Below are 13,419 nucleotides of genomic sequence, written 5' to 3' on the forward strand. Positions count from 1 at the left end.
GTGGTGAAGGGAATTACCGAGGGGGATTCAGCGGTACGAGGCCCGGGTGCGGATCCGGGAGACGGCGAACAGGACGAGCAGGGTCGCGGCCATCAGCACCACGGCGACGGCGGAGCCGGTGAACAGGGCACCGCGGTCGGTGGCCGCGTAGATCAGGACGGGCAGCGGGGTCCAGTCGGGCGGATAGAGCATCATCGTGGCGCTCAGCTCGCCCATGGACAGGGCGAAGCAGAGGCCGGCCGCCGCGGTGAGCGAGGGCAGCAGCAACGGCAGCCGCACCCGGAGCAGGACGCGGGCGGGCCGGGCGCCGAGGGAGGCGGCGGCCTGTTCGTAGGCCGGGTCGAGGCGCGTGATCGCCGCCGACACGGACTGGTGGGCGAAGGCGGTGACCAGCACGGTGTGGGCGAGGATCACGATCCACCGGGTGCCGTTGAGCAGCATCGGCGGCTTGGAGAAGGCCACCAGGACCGCCAGTCCGACCACGACCGACGGCACGGCGACCGGCAGCACGAACAGGGCGTCCATGAGCCGCCGGTACCGCTTCTTCAGGGCGGCGGAGGCCAGCGCGGCCCAGGTGCCGGCGGTCAGCGCGAGCAGGCTGGCCGCGGTGGCGGTGAGCAGGCTGGTGGTGAGGGCCTGCAGGGCCTCACCCCGGGTCGCCGCACGGTAGTTGGCGGTGTTCAGCCCGGAGGGCAGGACGCCGGACCAGTGGGTGGCGAAGGAGGCGCCGAGGACGACGAGCAGGGGAAGCGCGAACACCGGCACGAACAGGACGAGGAACAGCGTCCACACCGCCCACCTGGCCCCACGGCTATGCACCAGCACGACGGCTCACCACCCGGTAGAGGCCGTAGAGGCCCACGGAGATCAGGACGTTGACGACGGCGACCACGCACGCGCCCGGGTAGTCGGACTCCAGGATCGCCTTGCTGTAGACGAGCATCGGCAGGGTGGTGACCCCCTTCGCGCCGGTGAACAGCACGATCCCGAACTCGTTGAGACACAGCACCAGGACCAGGCTCCCGCCGGCCGCGAGCGCGGGCAGCGACTCCGGCAGGATGATCCGGCGGACGATGCGGGGTGCCCGCGCACCCAGCGAACCGGCCGCCTCCAGCTGGGCGGTGTCCAGCTGCGAGAACGCGGCGAGCAGCGGCCGCATCACGAACGGCGTGAAGTAGGTGACCTCCGCCAGCAGCACCCCCCAGGGGGTGGTGAGGAACTGGAAGGAGCCGATGATGCCCGTGGTGCCGTAGATGAACAGCAGTGCCAGCGTGATGAGGAAGGACGGGAAGGACAGGTAGACGTCGATGAACCGCGCCACCGCCTTCGCCCCGGGGAACGGTACGAACGCGATGACCAGCGACAGCAGGAAGCCCAGGACCAGGCATCCGGCGGTGGAGGCCAGCGCCAGCCAGACGGTGGTCCACAGCGCGTTCCGGAAGGCTTCGGAGGCGAAGACGTCCGCGTACGGCTGCGGGGAGGTGCCTCCGCCGTCCGGCTGGAAGGACTGCTGGACGACGAGGGCGAGGGGGTAGAGGAAGAAGAGGGCGAGGAGGGCCACGGGAGGAAGGGCCCACAGCAGCCGCCTACTCATGGCCGACCCCTGCGGGCAGCAGCACCGCGTCCTCGGCGGCGAAGTGCAGGCTCACCGGGTCCCCGAGCGCCGGCGGCTCCTTCAGCTCGCGCACGTCCGCCATGACGGAATGCCCGTCGACCTCGACGTACAGCCGATGTGTGGCTCCCCGCCACTGGATCTCCCGTACGACACCGTCGAGTTGGTTGGGGCCCTGCCCCAGTGCGATGACATGCGGCCGTACGCACAACGTGGCCCGCGCCCCCGCGACCACCTCCCCCGCGTCGACCTTCAGCTCGGTCCCCGCGAAGCCGACGCCCCCGGAACCCACGGTCACCGGCAGCAGATTCGCGCCGCCCACGAAGGAAGCCGTGAACTCGCTCTTCGGCGCCCGGTACAGCTCGCGCGGCGTACCGCACTGCTGAAGCCGCGCCGCGTCCATCACCGCGATCCGGTCGGCCAGCGTCAGCGCCTCGACCTGGTCGTGGGTGACGTACAGCATCGACATCTCCGGCAACTCCCGGTGCAGCCGGGCGAGTTCGGCCAGCATCCCGGACCGCAGCCGGGCGTCCAGCGCGGACAGCGGCTCGTCCAGGAGGAGCACGTCCGGCCGGATGGCGAGCGCGCGGGCGATGGCGACCCGCTGCTGCTGCCCGCCGGACAGCTCGCGCGGATGCCGGCGGGCGTAGGCGGCCATGCCGGTCAGCTCCAGCGCCTCGGCGACCCGCTGCCGTGTCTCCGCCTTGTCCGCCCTGCGGGCCTTGAGCCCGAAGGCCACGTTCTCGTCCACCCGCATGTGCGGGAACAGCGCGTAGCTCTGGACGACCATCCCGATGCCCCGCCGGTACGGCGGCAGGTCCGTCACGTCCCTGCCGCCGAGGAGCACCCGCCCGGACACGGGCCGTACGAACCCGGCGACCGCCCGCAGCGCGGTGGTCTTGCCGGAGCCGGACGGCCCGAGCAGCGCCATGACCTCGCCGGGCTCAACGGTCAGGTCGAGAGAGTCGAGGACGACGTTGCCGTCGTAGGCGACGGTGACGGAGTCGAAGCGGATGCCCATCTCACCGGTCTCCCCGCAGCAGCGCCGGGAGGCCGGCGACGGAGTCGAGGACGTGCGTGGCCCCGGCGGCCCGGAACTCCGCGTCCGAGTGGGCCCCGGTGCGCACCCCGGCGACCAGCCCGGCCCCGGCCCGCACCCCGCTGAGCACGTCGTAGGAGGTGTCCCCGACGACGGCGACCTGCGTCACGTCCTCGGCGGCCTTGGTGCGGACGAAGGCCTCCAGGACCATGTCCGGGTACGGCCGCCCGCGCCCGCCGGCGTCGGCCGGGCACAGGGTGAGCGGCACGAGGTCCCGCCAGCCGAGGGCGTCGAGGATCGCGTCCTGGGTGACGCGGGCGAAGCCGGTGGTCAGCACGACGGTACGGCCGCTGCCGGCCAGCTCCCGGATGGCCTCCTCGGCCCCCGGCACCGGGGCGATCAGGCCGCCGTCGACCAGGTCGCCGTACGCCTTCTCGAAGGCGGTGTTGGCGCGCCGGGCGCGGTCCTCGGCGCCGAACAGGTGCCGGAAGACGGAGATCTTGGACTCGCCCATGGTGGCGCGGACGTAGGCGAGGTGCTCGGCGTGCTCGGCCGAGCCGGGCTCGACGCCGAGTTCGGTGGCGGCCGCCGCGAAGGCGCGCTCGACCAGTCCGCCGTCGGCGACGGTCGTGCCGGCCATGTCGAGGACGACGAGCCGGATGTCGGTGGTTACGGGGGTCATGGGGGTGGTCACCAGCCCAGTTCGTTCGCGGTGGTCTCGGCTATCGCGGGGGCGCAGGTCATGCCGCGCCCGCCGGGCCCGGTGACCAGCCACACCCCTTCGCGCACCTGCCGGCGGTGCACCACCCGGCCGGGCTCGGTGCACTGCGCGTACACGCCGGCCCAGCGGCGCCGGACGCGCGGCAGCGGCCGGCCGAGGAGGGACTCGACCACGCCGGTGAGGTGCTCGTACGGCTCCTCGACGGTGTCGAAGGCGAAGGGGTGCTCGTACTCGTGGGTGTCGCCGATGGTCAGTCCGCCGTCGGCGCGCTGCACCATGAGCAGCTGCATCCGGTGCGTGGCGGCGGTCTCCGGCTGCGGCTGTTCGGTGTTGAGCCGGTCGAGGGCCGGGGAGGCGTAGGCCGGGTAGTAGCGGAAGCTGTCGGCGTCGGCGACGGACGTCGGCAGCGGTTCGCCCAGCGGGTCGGTCTGCATCATCTGCAGCCGTACCCGGCGCACGGGCAGCTCCGGTCCCGCGAGTTCGCGGACCAGTCCGCCGAGCCAGGCGCCGGTGCACAGGACGACCGCGTCGGCGCGGTGCACGTCGCCGTGGTCGTCCCGGACGGTCCCGGCGCCGGTCACCTCGCGGACCTCCCGGCCCGGCAGGAAGGTGTAGTTCGATGCCTTCAACAGCTCGGCGCGGAGGGCGAGTTGGGCGGTGCGCGGCTCGACGGCCGCGTCCCGCTCGCAGTACAGGGCGGCGGTGAAGTCGCCGCGCAGGGCCGGGTTGAGGGCGCGGGCCTCGCTCGGGGTGAGGAGTTTGTAGCCGCGGGCGGCGGCGTCGGCGCGGGCCACCGCGGCCTCGGCGACGGCGAGCTCCAGGGGGCCGCGGACGGGGGTCAGGGACCCGTTCGCCCGGAAGCCGAGCGCCGGTACCCGTGCGCCGATGCCCTCCCACAGCTCCCGCGCCCGCAGAGCGGTCTGCAGCTCTTCTCCAGCGGCGCGGCCACTGACCCAGATCTGCCCGAAGTTGCGCAGCGAGGCGCCGCGCGCCTCGGCCTCGCGCTCGATCTGGACGACCTGGTGGCCACGCTGCACCGCATGCCAGGCGTGCATGGTGCCCACCACGCCTGCTCCGACGACTGTCACTTTCACGACGGCAACGCTCCTCGCGATCAGGGAACCGGAGACATCCGGCTGACAACGAGAGCGTGAACGACCCATCACGTTTGGGCTAGACCCGTTATCTTCCCGTGATATTAGAGCGGGGGTCGATATCGGGACATAAGCCGCTTTTCAGCCCTTGAGGTGGGTGGTGAAGGAGAACCGGTCCCCCCGGTACAGCGAGCGCACGCGCTCCAGGGGCCGGCCCTCCGTGTCCCGGGAGACGCGGTGGATCAGCAGCATCGGCAGGGCGGGCGGGGTGCCGATGAGCAGCGCCTCGCGGGGTGTGGCCAGCACGGTCTCGATGCGCTCGTCGGCGTCGCCGAAGGAGATGCCCTGACTGGCGAGATAGCCGTAGAAGGAGGAGTCCGGGTCGAAGTCGCTGTCCAGCCGGGGCACCCGCTCGACGGCGACGTACGTGCTCTCCAGGCCGACCCGCTCCTCGTCGGCGAGCAGCACGCGCTCCAGGTGCCACACGGGTTCACCCCGGGTGAGTCCGGTCTCGGCGGCGAGGGCCTGCGGGCAGGGGAACCGGTCGAGGGTGACGAGCGTACGACCGGGCGTACGGCCTTGCCGGCGCACGCCCTCGGTGTAGCTCGCGAGCGACAGCGGCTGGGCCAGCTTGGCACCGGCGACGACCGTCCCCCGCCCCTTCCGCCTCAGCCGCCCTTCCAGCACCAGCTCCCGTACGGCCTGCCGTACGGTCTCCCGGGCGACGTCGTACCGCTCGGCGAGGTCCCGCTCAGTGGGGATGACACTGCCCTCCCCCAGCTCCTCCAGCAGCGCGGCGATGCGTGCCTTCACCGCGTAGTACTTGGGGATGCGCCCGTGCTCGGGGATGCCGGAGCGGACGGGGGCGCCGGGGGCCTGGTCGTTCGGGTAGTCCACGCAAAGATCGTCGCAGACGGCAGGGGTGCCCGTCGTACGACCCCCGGCATGGGCGTACCAGCCCCGGCTCAGCGGCGTTTGCGGAGGAGCAGCAACGCGACGCCGCTGACGCCGAGGACCGCGGCGGTGGCGGCGAGCAGCCCGCGGGTGAGGCGGGGTCCGGTGCGCGCCAGCTCGCCGGCCCGCTCCCCGGCGTCCTCCGCCCCCTCGGGGAACGACAGGTCCGGGGCGGGGTCGGTATCGGGGGTGGTGATGCCGGGGGTGGTGATGCCGGCGCCGGGGGTGGCGCGCGGGCCTGCGGACTCGCCGGGTGCCACGCCGCCGTCCTTCGTGGCGTCCGGGGACGGCGGGGCGTACTCACCGATCCCGAACCGGTAGGCATTGGACTCCCCGATCCACTCCCCGTCGTCGCCCCGGCGCTGGACGACGGCGGCGTTGGCGGTGACCTGGTCGGACGCGGTGTCGGAGGGGAACACGAGTCTGACCTTGACGCTGACGGTCCTCCCGGGCGGTACGGCGAACCCGTTGAACCCGGCGCCGTCGAGCACGCCGATCAGCTCCTGCTCGTCGGTGCCCTCGAACGTCACCGGCCGGGCCGTGGGGCCGTCGTAGAACTCCAGCTTGGGCTGGTCCGGCTGCAGGGTGCGCTTGTCGTCGACGAGGACGACCACCGGGTGGACGCCGGTGCAGGCGCGGCGGGTGGTGTTGGTGAGGTCGATGTACCACGTGCCGTATCCGCCGCCCGCGTCGTAGGAGGCCGGACCGCCACGGATCCGGGCGGCGAGCGGGAAGGCCCGCGGGTCAGCGCCGACGCAGGCGGGGGGCGGGTCGGCGAGGGCGGCGGCCGGTGCCGCGGGGACGGCCACACCGGCGGAGGCGGACGCGGCGGCGGCTGCGGCGAGGCGGAGGGACAAAGGTGTGCACAGTCGCATAAACACATAACCATGCCGGTAGGACCGGCGCCCTGCGGCAGCCACTCCGGTACGGGACGCGAAGTCCGCCCGATGGACGGAGGCCGGGCGGTGGGTTCAGGCCGTGGGTTCAGGCGGTGGGTTCAGGAGTTGAGTTTGCTCGGCGGGGGTCAGCCGGTGATGGTGACGTCCACCGTGACCACAGCGTCCGGATCGGAGGCGCACGCCATGTAGATCTGCGCCACGCCCGGGCGCGCGTCGGACACGGTCGCGGCGATCCCGGCCAGAGTGCCGTTCTCCAGCGGCTTGAGGTCCACGATGCCGATGGGGGTGCGCTCCGTCGTGCCATGGCCGGCCGGCGCTCCTTCGGCGCGGCCGCCCCGGCTGGGATCACTGCATCCCGTGAGCGTGAGGGATACGGTCTGACCGGCCTTCACCTTCGCGGGACTGACGGTGCCGACCGGTGCGGCGGTGGCCGTGCCGGCGAGGGCCGCGAGACTGGCGCCGACGAGGGTTGCGGTGGTGATGCGAGAGCAGCGCATACTCACTCCTCACTGCACCGAGCGGTGCGTTCCGTGAGACGGCGGTGGCCGTTTGGTTCGATTGATGCGCTTGAGTCCATTGTGAACACCTCGGGCGGACCTGCGCCGCCCGACAGCGTCTGAGGAGCATGCAGCATGAAGATCGCGGCGTCACAGAAGATCACCACGTTCCTGATGTTCGAGGGCAACGCCGAGGACGCGATGACGTTCTACACCTCGCTGTTCGACGACGCCGAGGTCGTCAACATTGCTCGCTACGGGGCCGAGGGGCCCGGCGAGGAGGGGAGCGTGCGGCGGGCCACGTTCTCGCTCGCCGGTCAGCAGTTCATGTGCATCGACAGCCCCGCGCCCCACGACTTCACGTTCACACCCGCCATCTCGCTCTTCGTGCAGTGCGAGGACGAGGCCGAGATCGACCGCCTCCACGCGGCCCTCTCCGAGCAGGGCACGGAACTCATGCCCCCGGGCAACTACGGCTTCAGCACCAAGTTCACCTGGATCAACGACCGCTTCGGCGTCTCCTGGCAGCTGAACCTGCCGACGGCTTCGTAGCACCCTGTCACAGCGTCCCTCACGCGTCCCCCCGCCCGAACACCGGGGCCAACAGCAGCTGCGCGGCCCCCTCGGCCACCACCCGCTCCCCCCGCGGGACGATCCGCACCGGCACCGCCCCGCCCACGCCCCCCTCCCGCCGGGCCCGCGCCGCCTCGAGCACCCCCCCGACGCCCCGCAGAAACGCCTCCGCCGCCCCCGCCACCGTCCGCCCCCCGAGCAGCACCGTGTCGATGTCCAGCAGCCCGACCAGATTCGCCGCCGCGACCCCCAGCACGCGCGCCGCCTCCCCCGTCTCCCCGCGCCCCACGGCCGCCAGGCACAGCGCCTCCACGCACCCCCGGTTCCCGCACTCGCACGGCGGCCCGTCCAGCTGGATCACCTGGTGCCCGAACTCCCCCGCCCCGGTCCGCGCCCCCCGGTGCACGCGCCCACCGATCACCAACCCGGCCCCGAGCCCCGTACCGAGATGCAGATACGCGAAGGACCCGCCCTCGCCGCCGGAACCCCCGGCCGACAGCCCGAGCGCCGCCGCATTGGTGTCCTTGTCCACCACCACCGGCACCCCCAACCGCTGCCGGAGCGCGTCCCGCAGCGGAAACCCGTCCCACTCGGGAAACCCGGTCACCCGGTGCAGCACCCCCCGCGCATGATCCAGCGGTCCCGGAAGCGCCACCCCCACGCCGAGCAGCGACCCGCCCCCGGCCGGCCCGTCCGCACCCGGGCCGAGCCCGTCCCGGACCACCCCCCGCACCGCAACCCCGACCACCGAGAGCACGGCTTCCGCCCCGGCCCCCAGGTCCAGCTCGGCCCGCCGCTCCCCCACCACGGCTCCGTCCAGATCGACCAGCACCGCCCGCAGCTCGTCCCGGTCCAGATGCACCCCCACCGCGTGCCCCGCCTCCGGCACCAGCCGCAGCACGGTCCGCGGCTTGCCGCCCGTCGACGCCCGCCGCCCGGCCTCCGCCGCCAGCCCCTCCTCCCGCAGCCGCGCGGTGATCTTGCTGACGGCCTGCGGGGTCAGCCCGGTCCGCTCGGCCAGCTCCAGCCGGCTGATCCCCTCCGCCCCGGCGTCCCGCAGCAGCCCCAGCACCAGCGCGGTGTTGTGCGACCGCACCGCGACGAGGTTCGCTCCCGCCGGCCCACCGCCGCTCGCCGACACACCGGTCCCCGTCCTCGTCCTGTTCACGCCACCCATTGTCCCCACCACTTGCACTTTGGCAACAGCGTTGCGAAAGTGGATCCATGGGATCCATGACAGGACGCACGACCGCCACCCCCCTCCGCGTCGGCCTGATCGGCTACGGCCTCGCCGGCTCCGTCTTCCACGCCCCGCTGATCGCCGCCACCGAGGGCCTCGCCCTGGACACCGTGGTCACCTCCAACCCGGAGCGGCAGCAGCAGGCCCGCGCCGAGTTCCCGGACGTGAGGCTCGCGGCCACCGCCGAGGAACTGTTCGACCGCGCGGAGGAGCTGGACCTGATCGTCGTCGCCTCCCCGAACAGGACGCACGTCCCGCTCGCCACCGCCGCCCTGAAGGCGGGCCTGCCGGTCGTCGTGGACAAGCCGGTGGCCGGCACCGCGGCCGAGGCCCGCGACCTCGCCGCCCTCGCCGAGGAGCGCGGCCTGCTCCTGTCCGTCTTCCAGAACCGCCGCTGGGACAACGACTTCCTGACCCTGCGCAAGCTGGTCTCCCGGGGCGACCTGGGTGACGTGTGGCGCTTCGAGTCCCGCTTCGAGCGCTGGCGCCCCCAGCCCAAGGGCGGCTGGCGCGAGTCCGGCGACCCGGCAGAGATCGGAGGTCTGCTCTACGACCTCGGCAGCCATGTCGTCGACCAGGCCCTGGTCCTCTTCGGCCCGGCCACCGAGGTGTACGCCGAGACGGACCTCCGCCGCCCCGGCGCCGAGACCGACGACGACACCTTCATCGCGCTCACACACGCGAGCGGCGTCCGCTCCCACCTCTACGTCTCCGCGACGACCGCCCAGCTCGGCCCCCGCTTCCGGGTGCTCGGCTCCCGCGCGGGCTATGTGAAGTACGGCCTCGACCCGCAGGAGGCGGCCCTGCGCGAGGGCCTGCGCCCCGGCCCCCGGTGGGGCGCGGAGCCGGAGTCCCTGTACGGCCGCATCGGGGCCGGCGAGTCCCCGCTGACCGGCGCCGGCACCCCCGTGCCCACCCTGCCCGGCGACTACCCCGCCTACTACACGGCCGTCGCCCGCGCCCTGACCGGCGAGGGCCCCAACCCGGTGACCGCCCTGGAGGCGGCCGCCGCCCTCGACGTACTGGAAGCGGCCCGCAGGTCGGCCACGGACAAGGTGGCGGTGACCCTCTGATGCCACACAAGCAGCACCAGCACGGCCAGCAGCACCATCCGCAGCTCACCCCCAGGACCACCCCCGAACTCACGCCGTCCGTCGAGGAGTTGGAGGCGCAGGAACGCCGCCTGGTGTTCCCGCGGTTCACGTACGACGACGCCTGGGCCCTCGGCTCGCTGCTGGTCGAACTGGCCCGGGAGCGCCAGGCCCCGGTCGCCATCGACATCCACCGCGCCGGCCAGCAGCTCTTCCACGCGGCCCTGCCGGGCTCCACCCCGGACAACGACGCCTGGATCGCCCGCAAGCGCCGGGTCGTCGAGCGCTACGGCGCCTCCTCCTACCTGGTCGGCGCCCGCTTCCGCGCCAAGGGCACGACCTTCGAGGACTCCTCCCGCCTCGACCCCGGCACCTACGCGGCCCACGGCGGCTCGTTCCCGGTCAACGTGGAGAACGTGGGCGTCATCGGCGCGGTGACCGTCTCGGGCCTGCCCCAGTTGCAGGACCACAGGTTCGTCGTGGAGGCGCTGGAGCAGTTCCTGAAAGTGTGACACCCACCGGGATTACGTGAGGGATCCCTCCGGTTGGGAATGGCTGCAGACGTGATCGTCACGGCCCCACCCGGAGGGACAGACCCATGAGCACCGTGAGCAACCTGAAGGACCGGATCGGCCGGTACGGCATCTGGAGCATCGGCCTGCGCGCGGAGGACCCCTCCCGGCGCGGTGAACTGGGCGAGGCGGCCGCCGAGTTGGAGGAGCTCGGCTTCGGCGCCGTATGGCTGGGCGGCAGCAGCGCCGCCCGGCACGCCGTGCCCCTCCTGGAGGCGACCGACCGCCTCACCGTCGGCACCAGCATCCAGAGCATCTGGCAGTACGACGCCGGGACCAGCGCGGCCGCCTTCGCCGAGGTCGACGCGGCACACCCCGGCCGCTTCCTGCTCGGCCTCGGCGTGAGCCACGCCAAGCTCGCCGACCGGTACCGCCGCCCGTACTCGGCCCTGGTCGCCTATCTCGACGCCCTGGACAAGGCCGGGATGCCCGCCGACCGCCGGGTGCTGGCCGCCCTCGGCCCGAAGGTCCTGGAGCTGTCCCGCGACCGGGCGGCGGGCGCGGTGCCGTACCTGGTCACTCCCGAACACACCGCGCGGGCCCGCGAGATCCTCGGCGCCGGCCCGCTGCTCGCCCCGGAGCTGAAGGTCGTCCTGGAGACCGACCCGTCCCGCGCCCGCTCCCTCGCCCGCGACACCCTCGCGATGTACCTCGCCCTGCCGAACTACACCAACAACTTCCTCCGGCACGGCTTCACCGAGGACGACCTGGCCGACGGCGGCAGCGACCGCCTGGTCGACGCGGTCTTCGCCTGGGGCGACGACAGCCGCATCCGCGACCGCATCGACACCTTCCACCAGGCGGGCGCGGACCACGTGGCCCTCCAGATGATCACCGACGGTGACAGGGACAGCCTCCCGAGGGAGGAATGGCGCACGCTCGCTTCTCTGCTCGGGTGAGTCTTCCCACCTCAGGGGCGCGGGGAACTGCGCGAGAAAGCACGACGGACCCGCACCCGCCGTACTCGCGCAGCCCCCGTCCCCCCTCAGGCGTCCTTGAGCTCCTGCCGCTGCCGGCCGAGCCCGGGAATCTCCAGCTCGACCACGTCCCCGGCCTTCAGGTACGGCTTCGGCTCGGGCTGCCCCATGGCCACCCCCGCCGGCGTCCCGGTGTTGATGACGTCGCCGGGGTACAGCGTCATGAACTGGCTGACGTACCGCACGACCTCGCCCACGGGGAAGATCTGCTGGGCCGTCGTACCGTCCTGCTTCAGCTCCCCGTTGACCCACAGTTTCAGCGACAGGTTCTGCGGATCGGCGACCTCGTCGGCCGTCACCAGCCAGGGCCCCAGCGGGTTGAACGTCTCGCAGTTCTTGCCCTTGTCCCAGGTGCCGCCGCGCTCGATCTGGAACTCCCGCTCGGACACGTCGTGCGCCACCGCGTACCCGGCGACATGCGCGAGCCCCTCCTCGGCCGACGACAGGTAGCGGGCCGTACGCCCGATGACGACCGCCAGCTCCACCTCCCAGTCGGTCTTGGCCGATCCCCTCGGGACGAGCACGGTGTCGTTCGGCCCGACCACCGTGTCCGGCGCCTTGAAGAACACCACCGGCTCGGCGGGCGGTTCGGCGCCGGTCTCGCGGGCGTGGTCGTGGTAGTTGAGCCCGATGCACACGATCTTGCCGATGCGGCCGAGCGGCGGACCGATGCGCAGCCCCGCCGGGTCCAGATAGGGCAGTTCGCCGGAGTCGGCAGCCGCCCGTACCCGGTCGAGCGCGGCCTCGTCGGCGAGGAACGCGCCGTCGATGTCGTCCACGATGCCCGACAGGTCCCGCAGGGCCTCGTCGGCTTCGAGCAGCGCCGGCCGCTCGGCCCCTGCCGTACCCACTCGCAGCAGCTTCATGGTCACCATCTCCCTCGATCGCGGGCGCCCGACCGACGGGTGCAGCCATCGGAGGACTGGTCGATCCTCCAATCGCGACGTCCACTCCGCAAGACCCTGTTCACGTACTGGACCGTAACCGCGGCCGTGACCGCGCCCTCTACCGGTACAGCACGGCCCGTTCCACCGCGGTCCAAGTGGTGCTGGTGACGACGTACAGCGCGGCGGCCAGCGGTACGACCGCGATGGTGACGAGCGTGAAGAAGGACATGAACGGCATGACCTTGTTGACCGCGCCGAGCCCGGGCACCTGCTCGCCGCCCCCGGCGCCCACCGCGACCGGGCCCGCGGCCATCATGCGCCTGGTGCGCCGGTAGGTGAAGGCGGCGACGGCCGCGACGATCAGGAAGAGCCCGAGATAGACCAGCCCGGCGGGGCCGAACAGTCCACCGCCGGCGAGGGTGTCGGCCCAGCGCCCGCCCAGCGGCGCCGCGAACAGCCGGTGGCCGAGCAGCCCGTTGCTGCCGCCGCCGATCGTGGGGCTGGAGAAGAGGTGGTAGAGCAGGAAGAAGGCGGGCAGCTGGAGCAGGCTGGGCAGGCACCCGGACAGCGGTGACACCTTTTCCTCGGCGTGCAGTTCGAGCACCGCCTGCTGCAGCCGCTTGGGGTCCTTGGCGTGCTTCTCGCGCAGCTCGGCGATACGCGGCTGCAGTGCGGTGCGGGCGCGCTGGCCGCGGGCGGCGGCGCGGGACAGCGGATGGACCAGGAGTCGTACGAGCGCGGTGAACAGGACGATCGCGGCGGCGGCCGCGGAGGCGTGGAAGAGCGGCTGGAGCAGGTCGGCGAGGTGCTCGACCAGGCGGGCGAAGAGGGAGAAGACGGACATGGGTGAGCCCTCCGGGGGTCTCGTCGTGCCGGAACGGAGTGAATCGGCATGACGACCCGCGCGGGGTCACGCAGACAGAAGGAGTGACGTGCCCTACGCGGCGGTCGCCGGAAGGGCGTGCCCGGGTGCCCTGGGCCGGCGCCGGCCGGGCGCGTCGGGATCGCGCTGTGGCAGGAAGGCCGTACGCCGGGCCCGGTCGCGGATCGCCGTACGGACCCGGGTGGGCGGGACGGCGGGCACGGAGCGGGCGGCGATCAGCGCGCAGGCGGCGAACGCGGCCCCGGCCGCCGCGGTCGCGGCGAGCGCCACGGTCGCGGAGAGGTTACCGGTGTCGAGCAGCACGACCGGCAGCAGCACAAGCAGCAGCGGGGCGAGCGCACGCGAGCGCGTCAGACTGCGGACCACTCGGCTCCCCTCCC

General features: G+C 72.9%; 16 protein-coding genes. 4 read left to right on the forward strand and 12 right to left on the reverse strand.

All coding sequences use genetic code 11. The annotated features are described in order from the left end of the window. Window positions 1-27: 27 nt before the first annotated feature. The 8 genes from ACWDEN_RS05885 to ACWDEN_RS05920 all read right to left on the reverse strand — a co-directional run bounded on the left by ACWDEN_RS05885 (window position 28) and on the right by ACWDEN_RS05920 (window position 6,816). Entirely contained in the window at window positions 28-825 is a 798-nt protein-coding gene (locus ACWDEN_RS05885) for an ABC transporter permease (protein WP_351614080.1), read from the reverse strand. Then, window positions 812-1,594: a 2-aminoethylphosphonate ABC transporter permease subunit gene (locus ACWDEN_RS05890; RefSeq protein ID WP_450857478.1), complete on the reverse strand. Its 783-nt coding sequence runs from the start codon at window positions 1,592-1,594 to the stop codon at window positions 812-814. The genes ACWDEN_RS05885 and ACWDEN_RS05890 overlap by 14 nt, the downstream gene beginning before the upstream one ends. Further along, a complete protein-coding gene (locus ACWDEN_RS05895) occupies window positions 1,587-2,633 on the reverse strand; it encodes an ABC transporter ATP-binding protein (protein ID WP_450857480.1) in 1,047 nt (348 codons plus the stop codon). The genes ACWDEN_RS05890 and ACWDEN_RS05895 overlap by 8 nt, the downstream gene beginning before the upstream one ends. 1 nt (window position 2,634) lies before the next feature. Then, on the reverse strand, window positions 2,635-3,333 hold the full coding sequence (locus tag ACWDEN_RS05900; RefSeq protein WP_450857482.1) for a phosphonatase-like hydrolase: 699 nt from the start codon (window positions 3,331-3,333) through the stop codon (window positions 2,635-2,637). A gap of 8 nt (window positions 3,334-3,341) precedes the next feature. Continuing rightward, window positions 3,342-4,427, reverse strand: a complete 1,086-nt coding sequence (locus tag ACWDEN_RS05905) for a TIGR03364 family FAD-dependent oxidoreductase (protein WP_450857643.1) — start codon at window positions 4,425-4,427, stop codon at window positions 3,342-3,344. A gap of 180 nt (window positions 4,428-4,607) precedes the next feature. Continuing rightward, on the reverse strand, window positions 4,608-5,363 hold the full coding sequence (locus ACWDEN_RS05910; protein WP_351614066.1) for a GntR family transcriptional regulator: 756 nt from the start codon (window positions 5,361-5,363) through the stop codon (window positions 4,608-4,610). A 68-nt stretch (window positions 5,364-5,431) separates the two neighbouring features. Then, window positions 5,432-6,277 (reverse strand): hypothetical protein, encoded by an 846-nt coding sequence (locus tag ACWDEN_RS05915; protein ID WP_351614063.1) that lies wholly within the window; start codon window positions 6,275-6,277, stop codon window positions 5,432-5,434. 167 nt (window positions 6,278-6,444) lie between these two features. Continuing rightward, the gene (locus tag ACWDEN_RS05920; RefSeq protein ID WP_351614060.1) at window positions 6,445-6,816 is read right to left on the reverse strand and encodes a hypothetical protein; all 372 of its coding nucleotides are present in this window, start codon (window positions 6,814-6,816) and stop codon (window positions 6,445-6,447) included. A gap of 135 nt (window positions 6,817-6,951) precedes the next feature. Between ACWDEN_RS05920 and ACWDEN_RS05925 the strand changes: the two genes are divergently transcribed. Continuing rightward, a complete protein-coding gene (locus ACWDEN_RS05925) occupies window positions 6,952-7,368 on the forward strand; it encodes a VOC family protein (protein ID WP_351614054.1) in 417 nt (138 codons plus the stop codon). A 19-nt stretch (window positions 7,369-7,387) separates the two neighbouring features. Here the strand turns inward: ACWDEN_RS05925 and ACWDEN_RS05930 are convergent, their stop codons facing one another. Then, the gene (locus tag ACWDEN_RS05930) at window positions 7,388-8,566 is read right to left on the reverse strand and encodes an ROK family transcriptional regulator (RefSeq protein WP_450857486.1); all 1,179 of its coding nucleotides are present in this window, start codon (window positions 8,564-8,566) and stop codon (window positions 7,388-7,390) included. 56 nt (window positions 8,567-8,622) lie between these two features. Between ACWDEN_RS05930 and ACWDEN_RS05935 the strand changes: the two genes are divergently transcribed. From ACWDEN_RS05935 to ACWDEN_RS05945, 3 genes are all read left to right on the forward strand, one after another. After that, entirely contained in the window at window positions 8,623-9,702 is a 1,080-nt protein-coding gene (locus tag ACWDEN_RS05935) for a Gfo/Idh/MocA family protein (RefSeq protein ID WP_450857488.1), read from the forward strand. Further along, window positions 9,702-10,232: a heme-degrading domain-containing protein gene (locus tag ACWDEN_RS05940; RefSeq protein ID WP_450857490.1), complete on the forward strand. Its 531-nt coding sequence runs from the start codon at window positions 9,702-9,704 to the stop codon at window positions 10,230-10,232. The genes ACWDEN_RS05935 and ACWDEN_RS05940 overlap by 1 nt, the downstream gene beginning before the upstream one ends. Window positions 10,233-10,318: 86 nt before the next feature. After that, window positions 10,319-11,191 (forward strand): LLM class F420-dependent oxidoreductase, encoded by an 873-nt coding sequence (locus tag ACWDEN_RS05945; protein WP_450857492.1) that lies wholly within the window; start codon window positions 10,319-10,321, stop codon window positions 11,189-11,191. Between the two features lie 86 nt (window positions 11,192-11,277). On the opposite strand, the gene ACWDEN_RS05950 is transcribed toward ACWDEN_RS05945, so the two are convergent. The 3 genes from ACWDEN_RS05950 to ACWDEN_RS05960 form a co-directional block, all read right to left on the reverse strand. Then, entirely contained in the window at window positions 11,278-12,135 is an 858-nt protein-coding gene (locus ACWDEN_RS05950; protein WP_351614041.1) for a fumarylacetoacetate hydrolase family protein, read from the reverse strand. 139 nt (window positions 12,136-12,274) lie between these two features. After that, window positions 12,275-13,000 (reverse strand): YidC/Oxa1 family membrane protein insertase, encoded by a 726-nt coding sequence (locus ACWDEN_RS05955; RefSeq protein WP_450857494.1) that lies wholly within the window; start codon window positions 12,998-13,000, stop codon window positions 12,275-12,277. 93 nt (window positions 13,001-13,093) lie between these two features. Continuing rightward, window positions 13,094-13,405 (reverse strand): DUF6412 domain-containing protein, encoded by a 312-nt coding sequence (locus tag ACWDEN_RS05960; RefSeq protein WP_351614035.1) that lies wholly within the window; start codon window positions 13,403-13,405, stop codon window positions 13,094-13,096. Window positions 13,406-13,419 lie beyond the last annotated feature (14 nt).

The organism is Streptomyces sp. NPDC001153 (assembly GCF_053598315.1).